Source organism: Pseudomonas sp. SJZ131 (assembly GCF_007828705.1).
Lineage (GTDB): Bacteria > Pseudomonadota > Gammaproteobacteria > Pseudomonadales > Pseudomonadaceae > Aquipseudomonas > Aquipseudomonas prosekii.
In genome coordinates this window covers 159,732-177,833 of the sequence record NZ_VIVC01000004.1, presented here as the reverse complement: position 1 = coordinate 177,833, position 18,102 = coordinate 159,732, and the positions used below count along the sequence as shown (strand labels likewise).

The following is an 18,102-nucleotide window of genomic DNA, read 5'->3' as shown; positions in this document are numbered from 1 at the left end:
AGCGCTAACATCGCCAGTATCGGCAAGCCAGCCATAGACCGTCCAATACTGAAAAATTACTTTTATATGCTTTTTGGTTTTTAAGAGGAATCGCCCGTTGAGTGCAGACAAGCCTCGCAAACGCCGTGGCGCCGGCCGCGTCACGCTCAATACTGTGGCGCGTGAGGCCGGGGTTTCGGCGATCACCGTGTCGCGCTATTTCAATCAGCCGGAACAGGTTTCGCCGGAGCGTCGCGAGCGCATTGCAGCGGTGGTTGCCGAGTTGGGTTACGTGCCGAATCTGGTGGCCGGCGGGCTGGCGTCGGCACGCGGGAAGATTGTCGGCATGGTCATTCCGAACATCTCCGGGCCGATCTTCGCCAATACGATCCAGGGCTTCAGCGACACGCTGAGCCAGCACGGTTATCAGTTGTTATTGGCCTCGAGTTATTTCAGCGCCGAGCAGGAAGAAAATGCGGTGCGCGCGTTCCTCGGCTGGGCGCCGGCGGCGTTGGTGCTGACCAGTCATTTTCACAGCGCCGGCACGGAAAAAATGATCGCCGAAGCGGATATCCCGGTGATCGAAACCTGGGATTACCAGCCTGAGCGCGAGCCTGTGCAGATCGGGTTTTCGCATTTTGAAGTCGGCGTGACCGCTGCGCGTTATCTGCATGGCAAAGGTTATCGGCGCATCGCGTTTGTGCAGAACAGCGCGCCGGGTGACTTCAGTGCGCTGGAGCGCCGCGACGGTTACGCCGCGACAGTTGCCGAGTTGGGACTGGCGCCGTGGGTGTTCGCGCCGGATGTTGATCGAGCGCCGTTCGAGGCTGGCAAACAGGCAATGGAGGCGCTAATGAACACCTCGCCGCGCCCCGACGCGATCATCTTCGCCAACGACAACCTCGCTGCCGGCGGTTTGCTCGCCGGGCAGCGCGCCGGCCTGAACATCCCCGAAGACTGCGCCGTGCTCGGCTTCGGCGATTACCCCTTCGCCGAAATGCTCCTGCCGAGCCTCAGCACGATCAAACCCCCGGCACTGGAAATCGGCGTACTCGCCGCCACCCGCGTGCTGCAAAGCCTGGGGGTTTTACCGGTGGAGGACGAAGTGCAACGACTGAACCTGCTGGAATGCCAAGTGATCGAACGCGAAAGCGCCTGAACCACCGCTCCCCTTCGCAGGAGCGAGGCTTGCCGGCGAAAGCGATCTTTCAGAGACATCTCTGGCGGATGACGTGACGCCTTCGCGGGCAAGCCTTGCTCCTACAGGGATTGGCGTCAGGCTGATAATTCGCGTAGCGCTGCCGCCGCCAGAAATCCGGACCTTGAACTGTAGCGCTGGTCGCGCCTGACCGTCTGGTCGATGCGCTCAAGCAATTGCTCGGGCAACGTCGCATTGAAGCGAACGGATTTGCCAAAGTAAGGCGTGATATCAAATTCGACCACACCCCACACCCCGCCGGCGTAATCGGGGTTATCGAGATGAGCATCAATCTCACGCACTTGAGGCAATGGATCGCCATCGGCCACCAGGCCTTCATAGTGCAGTGACAGCGCTTCTTTAACGTTTTCAAAAGCCTGCCCGACGGTGCTGCCAGCAGAAAAACAGCCCGGCACATCCGGGACAATCACACCGTATTCTGAGTCGGCATCCTTGTGCAGAACGACCGGAAATTTCATGTGAATGAATCCTTCCTGTGATTGGATTCAAGGCACTGTAAAGCAGACCGGACTAATCCACGCCCGCGGGACATATCCTGCAAAAGATCACAGGCATCCAGGTACGAATTTTTTTGTTCAGGCTTCGGCGTTCATACGCACAGCACCTGCCTGGCGATGCGGTGTGCATTGCCGACAAAGCGGTCGGTTTAAGGGGAGTAACCGGGCTAGCGCGGTGACGCCATCGCGAGCAGGCTCGCTCCTACAGGGATTGGCGTCAGGCCGACAATCCGTGTAGCGCTGCCGTCATGCGGATTGATCGTCAGCGTGAGGTTTGATGATGTTCGCAGGAAGCCGCAGGCTCGCTCCTGCGCGTGCCGGTGGCGGCGCTGGTTTTGTTCAGGGTGCTGAGCAAAACCCGGGCGCCACCGGCGGCTGATCAGCGCACCAGGTGCAGGAACTGCATGTGCCGTTCGTATTGGTCGAGGATGTCGTTGATGATCTGGTCCTTGGTGTAACCGACCAGATCGTAGTCCTGACTGCCCTCACTCAAATGCACTTCGGCGCGGTAGTAGCGGCGGTTGTTGAGTTGCTTGGAACCCATGCCGCCGCGCGCGAAGGATGGCGTGAAGTAGCCACGCATCTGCACCTGATAGATGAACGGATGCTCCTCGCCGTGACCGATTTCCAGGCTGACGTTGTCGTTGGCCGGGTCCGGCTGAGTGACCACCTTCAACCCTTTCTCGACGAACACCGCGCTCACCTCTTCAATCGCCGGGCGCACCGTCGTGTCGAGGAAGCGGTAAACCTCATCGCGCGACGGGAAATGCACAGCCTGAGTCAAGCGTTGACGCCAACCGCCACGGCGCGAACCGGAGACCGGCGCCAGTGAATGCATCTGCGCAATCTGCTTCTGCGACTCCAGATAGAACGCCTTGTGCAGCCCCCACATCATCAGCAGCAAGATCATCGAGAACGGCAACGAGGTCAGCACCACCGCTGACTTCAGCGCATCAATGCTGCCGGAGAACAGCAGCGCGCTGGTCACCAGCGCAGTCATCGCGCCCCAGAACACCCGCAGCCATTTCGGCCCGTCTTCATCCGGGTTGCCACCCTTGGCGGACAGGGTCGACAGCACCACAGTGCCCGAATCGGCAGAGGTGACGAAGAACACGAAGCTGATAAACACCGTGACCGCGATCACGGTTTTGCTCCACGGGTAGGTTTCCAGCAGCAGGTACAGGGTCATCGACGGATTTTCGACCGCCGACATACCCAGCGCGGTCATGCCGTGGTTGAGCACTTGATCGATGGCGCTGTTGCCGAAGATCGACATCCACGCGAGGGTGAAACCGAGCGGAATCAACAGCACGCCGAAGACGAATTCGCGGATGGTGCGGCCACGGGAAATCCGTGCGATGAACAGGCCCACGAACGGCGACCATGCAATCCACCAGGCCCAGTAGAACACCGTCCAGCCGCCCAGCCAGTCGCTCGGTTTGTCGTAGGCGTAGAGGTCGAAACTCTTCATCGGCAACGCGCCGAGGTAGTCGCCGATGTTCTGGATCAAGGTGTTGAGCAAGTGCTGAGTGGGACCGGCGAACAACACGAACAGCAGCAGCGCGCAGGCGAGCAGCATGTTGATGTCGGACATCACCCGCACGCCTTTATCGACGCCGGACACCGCGACAATGATCGCCGCGCCCATCATCAGCGTGATCAGGCCGACCTGAATCCACTGCGTGTGAGCGATGCCGAACAGGTAGTCGAGGCCCGAATTGAGGTGCAACACGCCGAAACCCATGTCGGCACCGAGGCCGAACACCGTGGCGATGATGCCGAAGCCGTCCACCGCGTAGCCGATCGGGCCGTTGATGCGCTTGCCGATCAGCGGGTACAGCGCCGAACGCAGGGCCAGCGGCAGGTTGTGCCGATAGGCGAAGTAGGCCAGCGCCATGCCGACGAACGCGAACACGCCCCAGCCATGCAGGCCCCAGTGCAGAAACAGAATCTGCATCGCTTGGCGCGCCGCATCCGGCGTACCGGCGGTGCCTTGCGGCGGTTGCGCCAAATGCGTCAGCGGTTCGGACACGCAGAAAAAGAACAGCGTGATGCTGATGCCAGCGGCGAACAGCATGCCGGCCCAGGACAGATAACTGAATTCGGGTTCGTCGTGGTCGGCACCGAGTTTGATCTTGCCGTAGCCGGATAACGCGGTGACCACCACGAAGACCAGATAAAGCGTCATCGCGAGCATGTAATACCAGCCGACCGTGTTGGCCGCCCAGTTTTGCGCTTCGAGCAGCCAGGCACCGGCCTGCGCGGGCATGGCGATGACGATGATGCCGAATAACAGAATAAAACCCGCAGCGAAGTAGAACACTGGCGGGTTCATGCGGACCTGGCCGCTAGGTGGGGCAGTCGGAGCACTCATGAAACGTGCGCCTCAAAGGGGTGTAACCGGGCAATCAATAACGGACTCGGCAAGGGCAAGCCTCCTGTTGTGAGCGGGCAGCAAACCGGCGGTTTAACTTGAATGAGCGTTCAAGTTAAACATGAATCGGGCGCCGGGGACTAATCGCAGGGCTCGGCGGTCGCCTGACTACGCTAGCTCAAGGATGCGTATGACGTGGGGTTTGGGGGATTCGTTCAGTGCTCAGTGAGCTAAATGCCATTATTGCGGCGCGGCTTGAATCCATTCGCGGGCAAGCCTCGCTCCTACAGGTCCCTGCGCCGACCTGAAAATGGCGCAAAACCTGTAGGAGCAAGGCTTGCCCGCGAAGAGGCCAGTCCAGTCAACCAAGATTCAGGGCTTACTTCTGCGTCCCGTCATCATGCTGCAAGTTCGCCTGCGTCAGGTTGCACCCCGCCGGCACGCTGCGGGTCAGCCACACGTTGCCGCCAATCGTCGAACCCTTGCCGATGGTGATGCGCCCCAGAATCGTCGCGCCGGCGTAGATCACCACATCGTCCTCGACGATCGGATGGCGCGGATGGCCCTTCTGCAACTGGCCGTCCTCGTCCGCCGGGAAACGCTTGGCGCCCAAAGTCACAGCCTGATAAATCCGCACGCGCTCGCCAATGATCGCGGTCTCGCCGATCACCACGCCCGTGCCGTGATCGATAAAAAAACTGCGGCCGATCTGTGCGCCCGGATGAATGTCGATGCCAGTGGCCGAGTGCGCGATCTCCGCGCTGATCCGCGCCAGCAGCGGCAAACCGGCGCGGTACAAGTGATGGGCGAGGCGGTGGTGAATCACCGCGAGAATCCCCGGATAGCACAGCAGCACTTCATCGACACTGCGCGCCGCCGGGTCGCCGTGATAGGCCGCCAGCACATCGGTGTCGAGCAGGCTGCGCAGCCCCGGCAACGCGAGGGCGAAATCCTGAATGATCGAAATCGTCTTCGCTTCGAGCTCAGTGTCGAGCTGGTGATCGGTTGCTGCACTGTGCCGCGCGGCGTAGCGCAGTTCGAGTCGCGCCTGCGCCAGCAACGCATTCAATGCGACATCCAGAGTGTGGCCGACGTAGAAATCTTCGCTCTCTTCGCGCAAGTCCACCGGCCCCAGACGCATCGGGAACAGCGCGCCGCACAAGGCTTCAAGAATCTCCGCCATCGCCGCGCGGGACGGCAACTCGCGGCCACCCTGCTCGCCGCTGACACGGCCATTTTGCGTGCGCCACTGATCCCGCGCCGTGCGCAGTTGGCTGACGATGGTGTGCAATTGCCAATGGCTGGAACGCTCGCTCACGGTAGAAAACTCCTCACGGGCGGCCGGACTGTCTGGCCGCACTGACGGCGATCACTTTACGGCAACGTCCGGAGGGCGAATTAAGAACCAATTGTGCTGTCTTCAGAACTGATGGATATAAGCGACTGGCGGTTGCCCGAACAAATGGGCGTGCCTATAGTCCTGTGATTCTCCTGCGCCAGTACGGACCCATGATCAAAAATTCGCTCGCCCGCTTCAACCGCCTCGACTTGCTCGGCCACCCTACCGCGCTGGAAAAACTCGAACGTCTGTCGACCTGGCTGGGCCGCGATGTTTACGTCAAACGCGATGACCTGACGCCGCTGGCGATGGGTGGCAACAAGCTGCGCAAGCTCGAATACCTTGCCGCCGATGCGCTGGCGCAGGGCGCGGACACGCTGATTACCGCTGGCGCGCTGCAGTCCAATCACGTGCGCCAGACGGCGGCGATTGCCGCCAAGTTGGGCCTGGGATGCGTGGCGCTGCTGGAAAACCCGCTGGGCACCGACGACGCCAACTATGTCGGCAACGGCAATCGGCTGTTGCTGGATCTGTTCGACGCCAAAGTCGAATTGGTCGAGAACCTCGATAATGCCGACGAGCAATTGCAGGCGTTGGCTGATCGGCTGCGCAACAGCGGTAAAAATCCGTATGTGGTGCCGATTGGTGGCTCCAACGCGTTGGGCGCGCTCGGTTATGTGCGCGCCGGCCTGGAGCTGGCCGAGCAGATCAAGGACAGCGGCCTGCAATTCGCTGCGGTGGTATTGGCCTCGGGCAGTGCCGGCACTCACAGCGGCCTGGCGCTGGCGTTGAATGAAGTTTTGCCGGATCTGCCAGTGATTGGCGTGACGGTTTCGCGCAGCGAGGAAGATCAGCGACCGAAGGTTCAAGGCCTGGCCGAGCGCACCGCGGAGTTGCTGGGTGTGAGCCTGCCGGCGAATTTCAAGGTTGAATTGTGGGACGAATATTTCGGCCCGCGTTACGGCGAACCGAACGCCGGGACGTTGTCTGCGGTCAAGTTACTGGCGAGTCAGGAAGGCTTGTTGCTGGACCCGGTGTATACCGGCAAAGCCATGGCCGGGCTGCTCGACGGCATTGGGCGCGGACGTTTTGACGACGGCCCGATCATCTTCCTGCACACCGGCGGCGCGCCGGCGTTGTTTGCCTATAAAGATTTCCTGTAAACGAACACCCTGTGGCCACAGGTCATCACGCCGGGCGCTTATTCTTTAAGGGAATAACAGAATTGTTATTTAGTATTTTCCTATCTAACAACATCGTCATATAGTCGCGCCGCAGGCGAATTTGGCGCAGACGCATAAGCGGCTTTAGGGCAGGATATCGCAGTCGTCCAAATCCCGATTTTGCCAACATTGCCAATAGCATCGTTCACAAGAAACCGTCTTTCATAAAAAAACGTCTTTCAAAAAAACAGGGGCTTGTCATGAATTTTTCCGCACTACGTCGAAATCTGCTGGTAGGTTCGCTGGGCCTGGCACTCAGCGCCGGCCTGATGGGGCAAGCGGTTGCCGGTGAGCAACTGCAAAAAATCAAAGACGCTGGCGTGATCAACGTCGGCCTGGAAGGCACTTATCCACCGTTCAGTTTCGTCGACGCCGACGGCAAACTGGCCGGCTTCGAAGTCGAGCTCTCCGAAGCCCTGGCCAAAAAGCTGGGCGTGAAAGCCAAGATTCAGCCAACCAAATGGGACGGCATCCTCGCTGCTCTGGAATCCAAGCGCCTGGACCTCGTGGTCAACCAAGTGACTATCTCCGACGAGCGCAAGAAGAAGTATGACTTCTCCGAGCCGTACACCATCTCCGGGATTCAAGCGCTGGTGCTGAAGAGCAAGGAAGCCGCGCTGAACATCAAGACCGCCGCTGACCTGAGCGGCAAGAAAGTCGGTGTAGGCCTTGGCACCAACTACGAACAATGGGTCCGAGCCAACGTGCCGGGTGCAGACGTGCGCACCTACGACGATGATCCGACCAAATTCGCGGACCTGAACAATGGCCGTACCGACGCCATCCTGATCGACCGCCTGGCTGCGCTTGAATACGCGAAGAAAGCTCCGAAAACCGTGGCTGCCGGCCAAGCATTCTCCCGTCAGGAATCCGGCATTGCCCTGCGCAAAGGCGAGCCAGAACTGCTGGCAGCGGTGAACAAGGCTCTCGACGAGCTGCGTGCCGACGGTACCCTGGCGAAGATCTCGGAAAAATATTTCCAAGCTGACGTCACTAAATAATGGAAGAAGCTTTCCAACTCGCACTGGACTCCGCGCCCTTCCTGCTGAAGGGCGCGTATTACACGGTGATCCTCAGCCTGGGCGGGATGTTTTTCGGCCTGGTAATGGGCTTCGGCCTGGCGTTGATGCGCTTGTCGCGCTTCAAACTGGTGAGCTGGATTGCTCGCATCTACGTGTCGTTCTTTCGCGGCACGCCGTTGCTGGTGCAACTGTTCGTGATCTATTACGGCTTGCCGCAATTGGGCCTCGAACTTGATCCGCTGCCGGCCGCCCTGATCGGCTTCTCGCTGAACATGGCCGCCTACGCCTGCGAAATCCTCCGTGCCGCGATCAGCTCCATCGAGCGCGGCCAGTGGGAAGCCGCCGCCAGTATCGGCATGACCCGCACGCAGACTTTGCGCCGGGCGATCATTCCGCAAGCGATGCGCACGGCGCTGCCGCCACTGGGCAACAGCTTCATTTCGCTGGTCAAGGACACCGCGCTGGCCGCCACTATTCAGGTGCCGGAGCTGTTCCGTCAGGCGCAATTGATCACCGCCCGGACTTTCGAAGTCTTCACCATGTATCTCGCCGCCGCGCTGATCTACTGGATTCTGGCCACGGTGCTGTCGCACCTGCAGAACAAGTTGGAAGAGCGGGTCAATCGGCACGACCAGGAGTCCTGACCCCATGATTGTCGTGGAAAAACTGACAAAGCAATTCAAGGGTCAAGTGGTGCTCAACGGCATCGATCTGCAAGTGAAGGAAGGCGAGGTTGTGGCGATTATCGGCCCCAGCGGCTCGGGTAAAACTACGTTCCTGCGTTGCCTGAATTTCCTCGAAGAACCAACCAGCGGCCGGATCAAGGTCGGCGACATCGAGATCGATGGCAACCGCCCGCTGAACCAGCAGCAAAGCCTGGTGCGGCGTTTGCGCCAGCACGTCGGTTTCGTGTTCCAGAACTTCAACCTGTTCCCGCATCGCACGGCGTTGGAAAACGTCATCGAAGGCCCGATCGTGGTGAAGAAAATGCCCCAGGCCGAAGCGATTGCCCTGGGCAAAAAGCTTCTGGCCAGGGTTGGTCTGGCGGGCAAGGAAGACGCTTACCCGCGACGCCTTTCCGGTGGTCAGCAACAGCGCGTGGCGATTGCCCGAGCGTTGGCGATGGAGCCGGAAGTGATCCTGTTCGATGAGCCCACCTCGGCGCTCGATCCGGAATTGGTCGGCGAAGTGTTGTCGACCATTCGCAGCCTCGCCGAAGAGAACCGCACCATGGTCATCGTCACTCACGAAATGGGTTTTGCCCGTGATGTGGCGAACCGTGTGGTGTTTTTCGACAAGGGTGTGATTGTTGAACAAGGTGAAGCCAAGGCATTGTTTGCCAATCCGCAAGAAGAACGAACCAAACAGTTTCTCAGCAAGTTTCTGAATAACACCCAGCATTAAAACTCCGCCACACCGATTGTTAACTTCCATGGATGGAAGTTGCATTCACCCTCCCCACGCAGATTCCCAACTTCTCAATACTTTTGACTTGTCTCGAAGCCAAGCTATATAACTTCGCGTCGGTTCGTGCGGTACATATATATGTTCTGCAATAAATTTATTCAGCTTAAAGTCGGACGGGTGCGCAGGTAAGCTCCGCGTGTGCTTCGCCATGCGCGTAGCCTGTTTCAGTGAAAAAATGCAGATTATTCGACGCGGCGCTGAGGTTTTCTAACTTCACCGTGTAGGACATTTCTGATTAAGCGGAAATTGATCCGCCAACTAACTAACTCTATTGACAGGCAATCAGGCGCACTCTTATCTAGTCGCCAGCCAATGCCAATCGCAACTAATCAACATTTAACCATTCGACATTGACTACCCACTTTGTTGCGCCGTAATTCACGCTGATTGATCTTCCAGAAACGGACTTCGCTGCAAGACCTCAAGGAGAGCACCATGACCAGTACCTCGAACATATCCGAACTTGCGGCCCCGACCTTGGCGCAATCGCACAAGAGCGGCATCAACAACGCTGCCGCCGCGCACCTGCTGATCGACGTCGCGCCCTACTCCGGCATGGAGGCTGGCGACCTGATCGAGTTGTACTGGGACGACTGCTATGTCGCGTGCACCACCGTGATCGCGAGCGATGTTGCCCAAACCTTGCAGCTACGCGTGCCGGAGAGCTTCGTCAGCAACGGCATTGCGCAGATTCGCTACCGCGTGATGCAGGTCGGACAAAACCCGGCGCTATCGCCCACGACGCTGGTGCGGATCAAACTCGATTGCCCCGGCGGCCATGCGCCGGCCCTGTGTGGCGACGAGAACCAGAGCCTTGCACCGGTGAGCCTGCCCGAGACAATCCGCCGCCAAGGCGTGAACCCCAACCAGATCAAACGCGGCGTGCCGCTGACTATCGAGCCGTATTTGAACATGGCCATCGACGATGAAATTACGCTGCGTTGGGGCGATGTGCGCATGGATTTGCCGACTCTGACGGCGGGCGATATCGGCCAGCCGATTCAGGTCTGGGTGCCGCCGGCGATCATCCTCGAGGCCGGCGAAGACCTGCGTCTGGAAGTGACTTATTGCATCCTCGACCGCGTCGGCAACAACTCGCGCTGGGCACCACCCCGGACGCTGAAAATCGGCTGCGCCAATCCGTATCTGAAAGTGCCGCTGCGAGAACAACTCCAAGCCGCCGAAACCCGCAAAAACTAAAACCATCACCGAAACCCTGTGGGTGATGAGCTCCTGTGGCGAGGGGGCTTGCCCCCGTTGGGGGGCGAAGCGCCCCTTATCGGCGATTGCGATTGACCTGGTTCTCGCCTGCTGCGCAGTCGAACGGGGGCAAGCCCCCTCGCCACAGCAAGCTCGCTCTCACAGGGGTTGCGAATCATTTTGACGGCCGGACTCAGCTCCCGACTGTTGCCCCACAAACAACTGTTGCTCTGCGGACAGACGCCCTTCTATGCATATTCCCAAAAGTTAGTTTATTAATTTTTTATACACGCTTAGGGTATATGCACCGGACCACCGGACATTCTTGTTATTCGCTCGCCGCCACCCATGCGGCGTTTTTCATGAGATGTGAGGTAGGTATGGTCCGGAACACAATCACCCCAGTGCAGATCGCCAGGGCATTGCGTGCAGCCAAGGAGCGGCACTGATGTCCAGTCTGGCAGATGCAATCGTTCAGAGTGATCTGGACATCGCCCCGCTGTTGTTGCCCGCGCAGGTTTTGCGCAACGACGCCCAAGCCATCAAGGCTGCCCACGAGCTGGCAAACGTCGCGCGCCTGCAAGCGGCCAAACGCGACAAGCAGCGCAAGTTGCCGTGGTCGGAAATCGAACAGTTCACCCGCAGCGGCCTCGGCAGCATTGCGATCCCGCGCGAGTACGGTGGGCCGCAGGTTTCATTCGTCACCATTGCCGAGGTGTTCGCGATCATTTCCGCCGCCGATCCAGCCCTCGGGCAGATCCCGCAAAACCAGTTCGGCATTATCAATCTGGTGCTCGGCAGCGCCACCGAGGCGCAGAAAAAGCAGCTGTTCAAAAGCGTGCTCGAAGGCTGGCGCATCGGCAATGCCGGGCCTGAGCGCGGCACCAAAAACACCCTCGAACTCAAGGCCCGAATCACCGCGGACGGTGACGGCTACGTGATCAACGGGCAGAAGTTTTACTCCACCGGCGCACTGTTCGCGCACTGGGTTGCGGTCAAGGCGTTGAACGACGACGGCAAGCAAGTATTGGCCTTCGTCCGGCGCGGCACGCCGGGCCTGCGCATCGTCGATGACTGGTCCGGATTCGGCCAGCGCACCACCGCCAGCGGCACCATTTTGCTCAACAACGTGCGGGTCGATGCCGAGCTCGTTGTGGATAACTGGAAGATCAACGAGCGCCCGAACACCCAGGGCGCGGTGTCGCAATTGATTCAAGCGGCCATCGACGCTGGCATCGCTCGCGGCGCTATCGACGACGCCATCGAATTCGTCAAAACCCGCGCGCGTCCGTGGATCGATGCAAAAGTCGAACGCGCCAGCGATGACCTCTACGTGATCGCCGACATCGGCAAACTGAAAATCGAGCTGCACGCCGCCGAAGCGCTGCTGCGCAAGGCCGGGCACGTGCTCGACCAGGTCAACGCCGCGCCGCTCACCGCCGAGTCCGCCGCGCGCGCCTCGATTGCCGTGGCCGAAGCCAAAGTGCTGACCACCGAAATCTCCCTGCTCGCCAGCGAAAAGCTTTTCGAACTCGCCGGCAGCCGCGCCACCCTCGCCGAATTCAACCTCGACCGCCACTGGCGCAACGCCCGCGTGCACACCCTGCACGACCCGGTGCGCTGGAAATATCACGCGGTCGGCAGCTACCACCTCAACGGCACGTTGCCGGCTCGCCATTCCTGGATTTGACCAGACACTTTTAACCAGACCTCTGGAGAAACACATGCCTCTTTCTCACCACGTCGCGGTCATAACCAGCGATGAGCAAGCCCTGATTGTCGCCAGCGATCTGGCCGACGATTTCAAACGTGACAGCGCCCTGCGCGACCGCGAGCGCCGTTTGCCGCACCCCGAACTCGAAGTGTTTTCACGCTCGGGCCTGTGGGGCATCAGCGTGCCCAAAGCGTACGGCGGCGCCGGGGTTTCCAACGTCACGCTGGCCAAAGTCATCGCGCTGATTGCCCAGGCGGATGGCTCGCTCGGACAGATCCCGCAGAACCATTTTTATGCCCTCGAAGTGCTGCGCGTAAACGGCAACGAAGAACAGAAAAAACGCCTGTACGCCGAAGTATTGGCCGGTCAGCGCTTCGGCAATGCGCTCGCCGAACTCGGGACCAAAACCGCGCACGACCGCGTAACCAGCCTCAAACGCGACGGTGACGGCTATCGCATCAACGGCCGCAAGTTCTACGCCACCGGCGCGATCTACGCGCAGCGCATCCCCACTTCAGTGGTGGATGAAAACGGCGTGCAGCAATTGGCGTTCGTGCCGCGCGATAGTAAAGGCCTGACCGTGATCGATGACTGGAGCGGCTTCGGCCAGCGCACCACCGGCAGCGGTTCGGTGGTGTTCGAAGACGTCTACGTCGCCGCCGAAGACGTGATTCCGTTTCAAAGCGCCTACGAACGCCCGACCACCGTCGGCCCGTTGGCGCAGATCCTTCACGCCGCCATCGACACCGGCATCGCCCGCGCCGCGTATGAAGATGCGCTGCACTTTGTGCGCACCAAAACCCGGCCGTGGATCGACGCCACCCACGAAAAAGCCATCGACGATCCGCTGACGATCAAGAGCTTCGGCCACTTGAGCATTCGTCTGCACGCCACCGAAGCGCTGCTCGAACGCTCGGGTGAATTTCTCGACCAGGCGCAAGCCAACCCCAACGCGCAAACCGTGGCCGCCGCCTCGATTGCAGTCGCCGAGGCTCGCGCCATCAGCACCGAAATCTCCCTCGCCGCCGGCAGCACCTTGTTCGAACTGGCCGGCAGCCAGGCAACGCTGATCGAGCATGGCCTCGACCGCCACTGGCGCAACGCGCGGGTGCACACGCTGCACGACCCGGTGCGCTGGAAATATCACGCGGTGGGCAATTACTACCTCAACGATGAAAACCCGCCGCTGCGGGGGACTATCTGATGGCCGAGGCGAAAAAGAAGATCCTGCTCAACGCGTTCAACATGAACTGCGTCGGCCATATCAACCACGGTTTGTGGACACATCCACGCGACACCTCGACCCAATACAAAACCCTCGAATACTGGACCGAACTGGCGCAGTTGCTCGAGCGCGGACTATTCGACGGGTTGTTTATCGCCGACATCGTCGGCGTGTACGACGTCTATCAAAACTCGGTGGACGTGCCGTTGAAAGAGTCGATCCAGTTGCCGGTCAACGACCCGTTGTTGCTGGTCTCGGCGATGGCGGCAGTGACGAAAAACCTGGGTTTCGGCCTCACCGCCAACCTGACGTACGAACCGCCGTATCTGTTCGCCCGACGCATGTCGACGCTGGACCATTTGAGCCGTGGACGGGTCGGTTGGAACATCGTTACCGGTTATCTCGACAGCGCCGCCAAAGCCATGGGTTTGAGCGAACAGGTCGAACACGACCGTCGCTACGATCAGGCCGACGAATACCTGCAAGTGCTCTACAAACTCTGGGAAGGCAGTTGGGAAAACGACGCAGTGCTCAACGATCCCAAGCAGCGGATTTATGCGCAACCGGAGAAAGTGCACAAGGTCGAGCACAAAGGCGAGTTCTATGAGGTCGAGGGTTATCACCTCTGCGAACCGTCGCCGCAGCGCACGCCAGTGTTATTTCAGGCCGGCAGTTCGGAGCGCGGTTTGCTGTTCGCCGGGCGCCATGCCGAATGCGTGTTCATCAGCGGCCAGAACAAACCGTCGACCAAAGTACAGGTGGACAAGGTCCGCGCCAGCGCGGTCGAGGCCGGGCGCAATCCCGAGGACGTCAAGGTGTTCATGGGGTTGAACGTGATTGTCGGCGCCACCGAAGAACTGGCCTGGAAGAAGCACGCCGAGTACCTGAGCTACGCCAGTGCGGAGGCCGGTGTGGCGCACTTTTCGGCGTCGACCGGGATCGATTTTTCCGAGTACGCGATCGACGAACCGATCCAGTACGTGAAGAGCAACGCGATTCAGTCGGCGACCAAAAATCTGCAAAACAATGACTGGACCCGACGCAAATTGCTTGAGCAACACGCCCTCGGTGGCCGCTATATCACCGTGGTCGGCTCGCCTGAGCAAGTGGCGGATGAGCTGGAATCGTGGATCGCCGAAACCGGCCTGGACGGCTTCAACCTGACGCGGATTGTCACGCCGGAAAGTTACGTCGATTTCATCGACCTGGTGATCCCCGAGTTGCAGCGTCGTGGCTCGTACAAAACCGCCTACGACAGCGGCAGCCTGCGCGAGAAGCTGTTCCACGGTGAAGCGCATCTGCCGCAGCAACACACCGGCGCCGCGTTCCGCCGCTAAAAGCTTCGCGGGCAAGCCTCGCTCCTACAAGGGCACCGCAATCCCCTGTAGGAGCGAGGCTTGCCCGCGAAGAGGCCCTACCAAACACCAAAAATTCAATGCCCTGACTGGAATAACCATCATGACCAAGAAGCTCCTCTCCCACCCAGTCAAAGCACTGGCCATGGCCCTCGGCCTCTTCAGCTCCATCACGTTCGCCGCCGACGCGCCGCTGAAAGTCGGCACCACTGCGGCGTTCGCTATTCCGCTGGAAGCCGCTGTCGAAGAGGCTTCCAAACAAGGCCTGAAAGTCGAGCTGGTCGAGTTCACCGACTGGATCGCACCGAACGTCAGCCTCGCTGCCGGCGACATCGACGTGAACTACTTCCAGCACATCCCGTTCCTCGAAAACGCGAAAACCGCTGCCGGTTTTGACCTGGTGCCGTTTGCACCGGGGATCATCAACAACGTCGGCCTCTACTCGAAAAAATACAAAAGCTTCGACGAGCTGCCGGAAGGCGCCAGCGTCGCCATCGCCAACGACCCGATCAACAGTGGTCGCGGTTTGCAGCTGCTGGCCAAGGCCGGTTTGATCACGCTGAAACCGGGCGTCGGCTACAAAGCCACCGAAGAAGACATCATCGCCAACCCGAAGAAAATCAAAATCCTCCAGGTCGAAGCCGTGCAACTGGTACGCGCTTACGACGACGCCGATCTGGTTCAGGGTTACCCGGCCTACATTCGCCTGGCGAAGACTTTCGATGCCGGTTCGGCGCTGCTGTTTGATGGCCTCGATCACAAGGAATACGTGATCCAGTTCGTGATCCAGCCGAAAAGCAAAACCGACCCGCGCCTGATCAAATTTGTCGACATTTACCAGCATTCGTCGGCCGTCCGCGCTGCGCTCGACAAGGCCCACGGCAAGCTCTATCAAGCCGGTTGGGAAAGCTGAGCATGACGGCCGCGATCCAACGGCGACTGGATATTCCGGAGCCTCAAAAAGCCGCACAAACCGAACTGCACCCGGACCTCAATAGTGCCCACGTGCGCTTCATCGGCCTGGGCAAAACCTACAACGGCAAGCAAGGTCCGGTGGCGGCGTTGCACGGCATCGACCTGGCGATCCAGCGCGGTGAAGTGTTCGGCATTATCGGCCGCAGCGGCGCTGGCAAGTCGTCGCTGATTCGCACAATCAATCGTCTGGAGCAACCGAGCAGCGGCCGCGTGTTGATCGATCAGATCGACATCGGCGACTTCGACGAAGACCGCCTGGTGGCGCTGCGTCGGCGCATCGGCATGATCTTCCAGCACTTCAACCTGATGTCGGCCAAGACCGTTTGGCAGAACGTCGAATTGCCGCTGAAAGTGGCCGGTGTGCCCAAGGATCAACGCGAAAAGAAAGTCCGCGAATTGCTCGAACTGGTCGGCCTGCAAGAGAAACACAAGGCCTACCCGGCGCAGCTGTCCGGCGGGCAGAAACAACGTGTCGGCATCGCCCGCGCGTTAGTGCACGACCCGCAGATTCTGCTGTGCGACGAGGCGACTTCGGCGCTCGACCCGGAAACCACCCAATCGATCCTCGGCCTGCTGCGCGAGATCAATCAGCGCCTCGGTTTGACCATCGTGCTGATTACCCACGAAATGGCGGTGATCCGCGATATCTGCGACCGCGTCGTCGTCCTGGAACATGGCCGCGTCGTCGAGCAAGGCCCGGTGTGGGAGGTTTTCGGCAACCCGCAGCACGAAGTCAGCAAGACCTTGCTCGCGCCGCTGCAACACGCGCTGCCGGAAGAATTGCAAAGCCGTTTGAGCGCACAACCGCAGTCGGCAGACGCGGCGCTGGTGTTGCGTGTGCAATTCACCGGCAGTGCCACCGATGAGCCGGACCTGGCGGCGCTGTTCGGCGCGCTCGGTGGCCGCGTGCGCTTGCTGCAGGGCGGCGTCGAGCGGATTCAGGGACATGCGCTGGGGCAATTGCTGCTGGCGGTGACAGGCGCGTCGGCCAGCGCCGAGCAATTACGCCAGCGCGCCAGTCAGTGGGCGCAGCACGTGGAGGTCGTCGGTTATGTGGTTTGATCGTTTGCTGCAAGGTTTTATCGACACCTTCCTGATGGTCGGCGTGTCGTCGTTGATTGCGCTGCTGGCGGGGATTCCGATGGCGGTGATTCTAGTCACCAGCTCCAGGGGCGGCATCTACGAAGCACCGACGCTGAACCGCGTGCTGGGCGCGTTCGTGAACCTGTTCCGCTCTATTCCGTTCCTGATTCTGATGGTCGCACTGATCCCGTTCACCCGGCTGATCGTCGGCACCACGTATGGCGTCTGGGCCGCCGTGGTGCCGCTGACCATTGCCGCCACGCCGTTTTTTGCGCGCATCGCCGAAGTCAGCTTGCGCGAAGTCGATCACGGTTTGGTCGAGGCTGCGCAAGCCATGGGTTGCCGTCGCTGGCACATCGTCTGGCACGTGCTGTTGCCCGAAGCGCTACCGGGGATTGTTGGCGGTTTCACCATTACGCTGGTGACGATGATCAACTCCTCGGCCATGGCTGGGGCGATTGGCGCTGGCGGGCTGGGGGACATTGCCTATCGCTACGGTTATCAGCGTTTTGACAGCCAGATCATGCTGACGGTGATTGTGCTGCTGGTGGTGTTGGTGGCGATTATTCAGCTCGGCGGGGATCGCTTGGCGAAAGGGCTGAATAAACGCTAGCCCCGTTGCAAACACTGATTGTGGCGAGGGGGCTTGCCCCCGTTCGGCGGCGCAGCAGCCCCAAGGTTGATGGCGTATATTCGGCAAATCCCAATTGCCTGCGCAGCCGACCATGAAACAGTCCCCCGACGACCTCCAGCAAATCACTTCCACGACGCTCGGCCACTACAACTCGGTGGCCGAGAGTTTTCGCGAGGGCACGCGCGACCATGATGTGCGGCAGAACATCGATGCGCTGCTGCGGCATATTCAGGCTGACGCACCGTTGAACATCCTCGATTTCGGCTGCGGGCCGGGGCGGGATTTGCAGACGTTCACGCGCATGGGTCACATCGCCGTCGGCCTCGACGGTTCGGAAAAATTTGCGCAGATGGCCCGCGAGGACAGCGGTTGCGAGGTCTGGCAGCAGGACTTTCTCAAGCTCGATCTGCCGGCCGAACGCTTCGACGGGATTTTCGCCAATGCCGTGCTGTTTCATATCCCGCGCCAGGAATTGCCGCGAGTATTGAAAGAGCTGCATGCGGCGTTGAAACCGGCTGGCGTGTTGTTCAGCTCCAATCCGCGCGGGGCCAATCAGGAAGGCTGGAACGGTCCGCGTTACGGCGCTTATCACGATTTGCCGGCATGGCAGGCGTTGCTGACCGAGGCCGGGTTTGTCGAACTGGAGCATTACTACCGGCCGGCAGGATTGCCGCGCGAGCAACAGCCATGGTTGGCGAGTGTCTGGCGTAAGCCGGCGTAGCCTGAAAAGACGCCATCGCGAGCAAGCTCGCTCCCACAGAGGAATGCAGGCAACTGTGGGAGCGAGCTTGCTCGC

The 18,102-nt window shown here is 60.1% G+C and carries 16 protein-coding genes; 13 read left to right on the top strand and 3 right to left on the bottom strand.

What is annotated here, in order from left to right:
* Positions 1-97 precede the first annotated feature (97 nt).
* Entirely contained in the window at positions 98-1,138 is a 1,041-nt protein-coding gene (locus tag FBY12_RS18735) for a LacI family DNA-binding transcriptional regulator (protein ID WP_145254835.1), read from the top strand.
* A gap of 116 nt (positions 1,139-1,254) precedes the next feature.
* On the opposite strand, the gene FBY12_RS18730 is transcribed toward FBY12_RS18735, so the two are convergent.
* The 3 genes from FBY12_RS18730 to epsC all read right to left on the bottom strand — a co-directional run bounded on the left by FBY12_RS18730 (position 1,255) and on the right by epsC (position 5,387).
* A complete protein-coding gene (locus tag FBY12_RS18730; RefSeq protein WP_145254832.1) occupies positions 1,255-1,656 on the bottom strand; it encodes a type II toxin-antitoxin system HicB family antitoxin in 402 nt (133 codons plus the stop codon).
* 418 nt (positions 1,657-2,074) lie between these two features.
* Positions 2,075-4,030 carry a choline transporter BetT gene (betT, locus tag FBY12_RS18725; protein ID WP_178111783.1) on the bottom strand — a complete coding sequence of 652 codons (1,956 nt, stop codon included), beginning with the start codon at positions 4,028-4,030 and terminating at the stop codon, positions 2,075-2,077.
* 418 nt (positions 4,031-4,448) lie between these two features.
* Complete coding sequence (gene epsC, locus FBY12_RS18720; protein ID WP_121731696.1) at positions 4,449-5,387, bottom strand: serine O-acetyltransferase EpsC; 939 nt, start codon at positions 5,385-5,387, stop codon at positions 4,449-4,451.
* Between the two features lie 191 nt (positions 5,388-5,578).
* Between epsC and FBY12_RS18715 the strand changes: the two genes are divergently transcribed.
* The 12 genes from FBY12_RS18715 to FBY12_RS18660 all read left to right on the top strand — a co-directional run bounded on the left by FBY12_RS18715 (position 5,579) and on the right by FBY12_RS18660 (position 18,027).
* The gene (locus FBY12_RS18715; RefSeq protein ID WP_145254827.1) at positions 5,579-6,571 is read left to right on the top strand and encodes a D-cysteine desulfhydrase; all 993 of its coding nucleotides are present in this window, start codon (positions 5,579-5,581) and stop codon (positions 6,569-6,571) included.
* A 260-nt stretch (positions 6,572-6,831) separates the two neighbouring features.
* Positions 6,832-7,632 (top strand): cystine ABC transporter substrate-binding protein, encoded by an 801-nt coding sequence (gene tcyJ, locus FBY12_RS18710; RefSeq protein ID WP_121757466.1) that lies wholly within the window; start codon positions 6,832-6,834, stop codon positions 7,630-7,632.
* The gene (gene tcyL / locus FBY12_RS18705; RefSeq protein ID WP_145254824.1) at positions 7,632-8,297 is read left to right on the top strand and encodes a cystine ABC transporter permease; all 666 of its coding nucleotides are present in this window, start codon (positions 7,632-7,634) and stop codon (positions 8,295-8,297) included. Before tcyJ ends, tcyL begins: the two co-directional genes overlap by 1 nt.
* A 4-nt stretch (positions 8,298-8,301) precedes the next feature.
* Complete coding sequence (gene tcyN, locus FBY12_RS18700) at positions 8,302-9,057, top strand: L-cystine ABC transporter ATP-binding protein TcyN (protein WP_121731698.1); 756 nt, start codon at positions 8,302-8,304, stop codon at positions 9,055-9,057.
* A 498-nt stretch (positions 9,058-9,555) separates the two neighbouring features.
* Entirely contained in the window at positions 9,556-10,320 is a 765-nt protein-coding gene (locus FBY12_RS18695; RefSeq protein ID WP_145254819.1) for a hypothetical protein, read from the top strand.
* A gap of 448 nt (positions 10,321-10,768) precedes the next feature.
* Positions 10,769-12,010 (top strand): SfnB family sulfur acquisition oxidoreductase, encoded by a 1,242-nt coding sequence (locus FBY12_RS18690; RefSeq protein ID WP_121731700.1) that lies wholly within the window; start codon positions 10,769-10,771, stop codon positions 12,008-12,010.
* Positions 12,011-12,044: 34 nt separating this feature from the next.
* Positions 12,045-13,238 (top strand): SfnB family sulfur acquisition oxidoreductase, encoded by a 1,194-nt coding sequence (locus tag FBY12_RS18685; protein WP_145254816.1) that lies wholly within the window; start codon positions 12,045-12,047, stop codon positions 13,236-13,238.
* The gene (locus tag FBY12_RS18680; protein ID WP_145254813.1) at positions 13,238-14,596 is read left to right on the top strand and encodes an LLM class flavin-dependent oxidoreductase; all 1,359 of its coding nucleotides are present in this window, start codon (positions 13,238-13,240) and stop codon (positions 14,594-14,596) included. The genes FBY12_RS18685 and FBY12_RS18680 overlap by 1 nt, the downstream gene beginning before the upstream one ends.
* 121 nt (positions 14,597-14,717) lie before the next feature.
* Entirely contained in the window at positions 14,718-15,527 is an 810-nt protein-coding gene (locus FBY12_RS18675; RefSeq protein ID WP_145254810.1) for a MetQ/NlpA family ABC transporter substrate-binding protein, read from the top strand.
* 2 nt (positions 15,528-15,529) lie between these two features.
* Positions 15,530-16,651 (top strand): methionine ABC transporter ATP-binding protein, encoded by a 1,122-nt coding sequence (locus tag FBY12_RS18670; protein ID WP_145254807.1) that lies wholly within the window; start codon positions 15,530-15,532, stop codon positions 16,649-16,651.
* On the top strand, positions 16,641-17,285 hold the full coding sequence (locus FBY12_RS18665) for a methionine ABC transporter permease (protein WP_092275030.1): 645 nt from the start codon (positions 16,641-16,643) through the stop codon (positions 17,283-17,285). Before FBY12_RS18670 ends, FBY12_RS18665 begins: the two co-directional genes overlap by 11 nt.
* 112 nt (positions 17,286-17,397) lie before the next feature.
* On the top strand, positions 17,398-18,027 hold the full coding sequence (locus FBY12_RS18660) for a bifunctional 2-polyprenyl-6-hydroxyphenol methylase/3-demethylubiquinol 3-O-methyltransferase UbiG (RefSeq protein ID WP_145254805.1): 630 nt from the start codon (positions 17,398-17,400) through the stop codon (positions 18,025-18,027).
* Positions 18,028-18,102 lie beyond the last annotated feature (75 nt).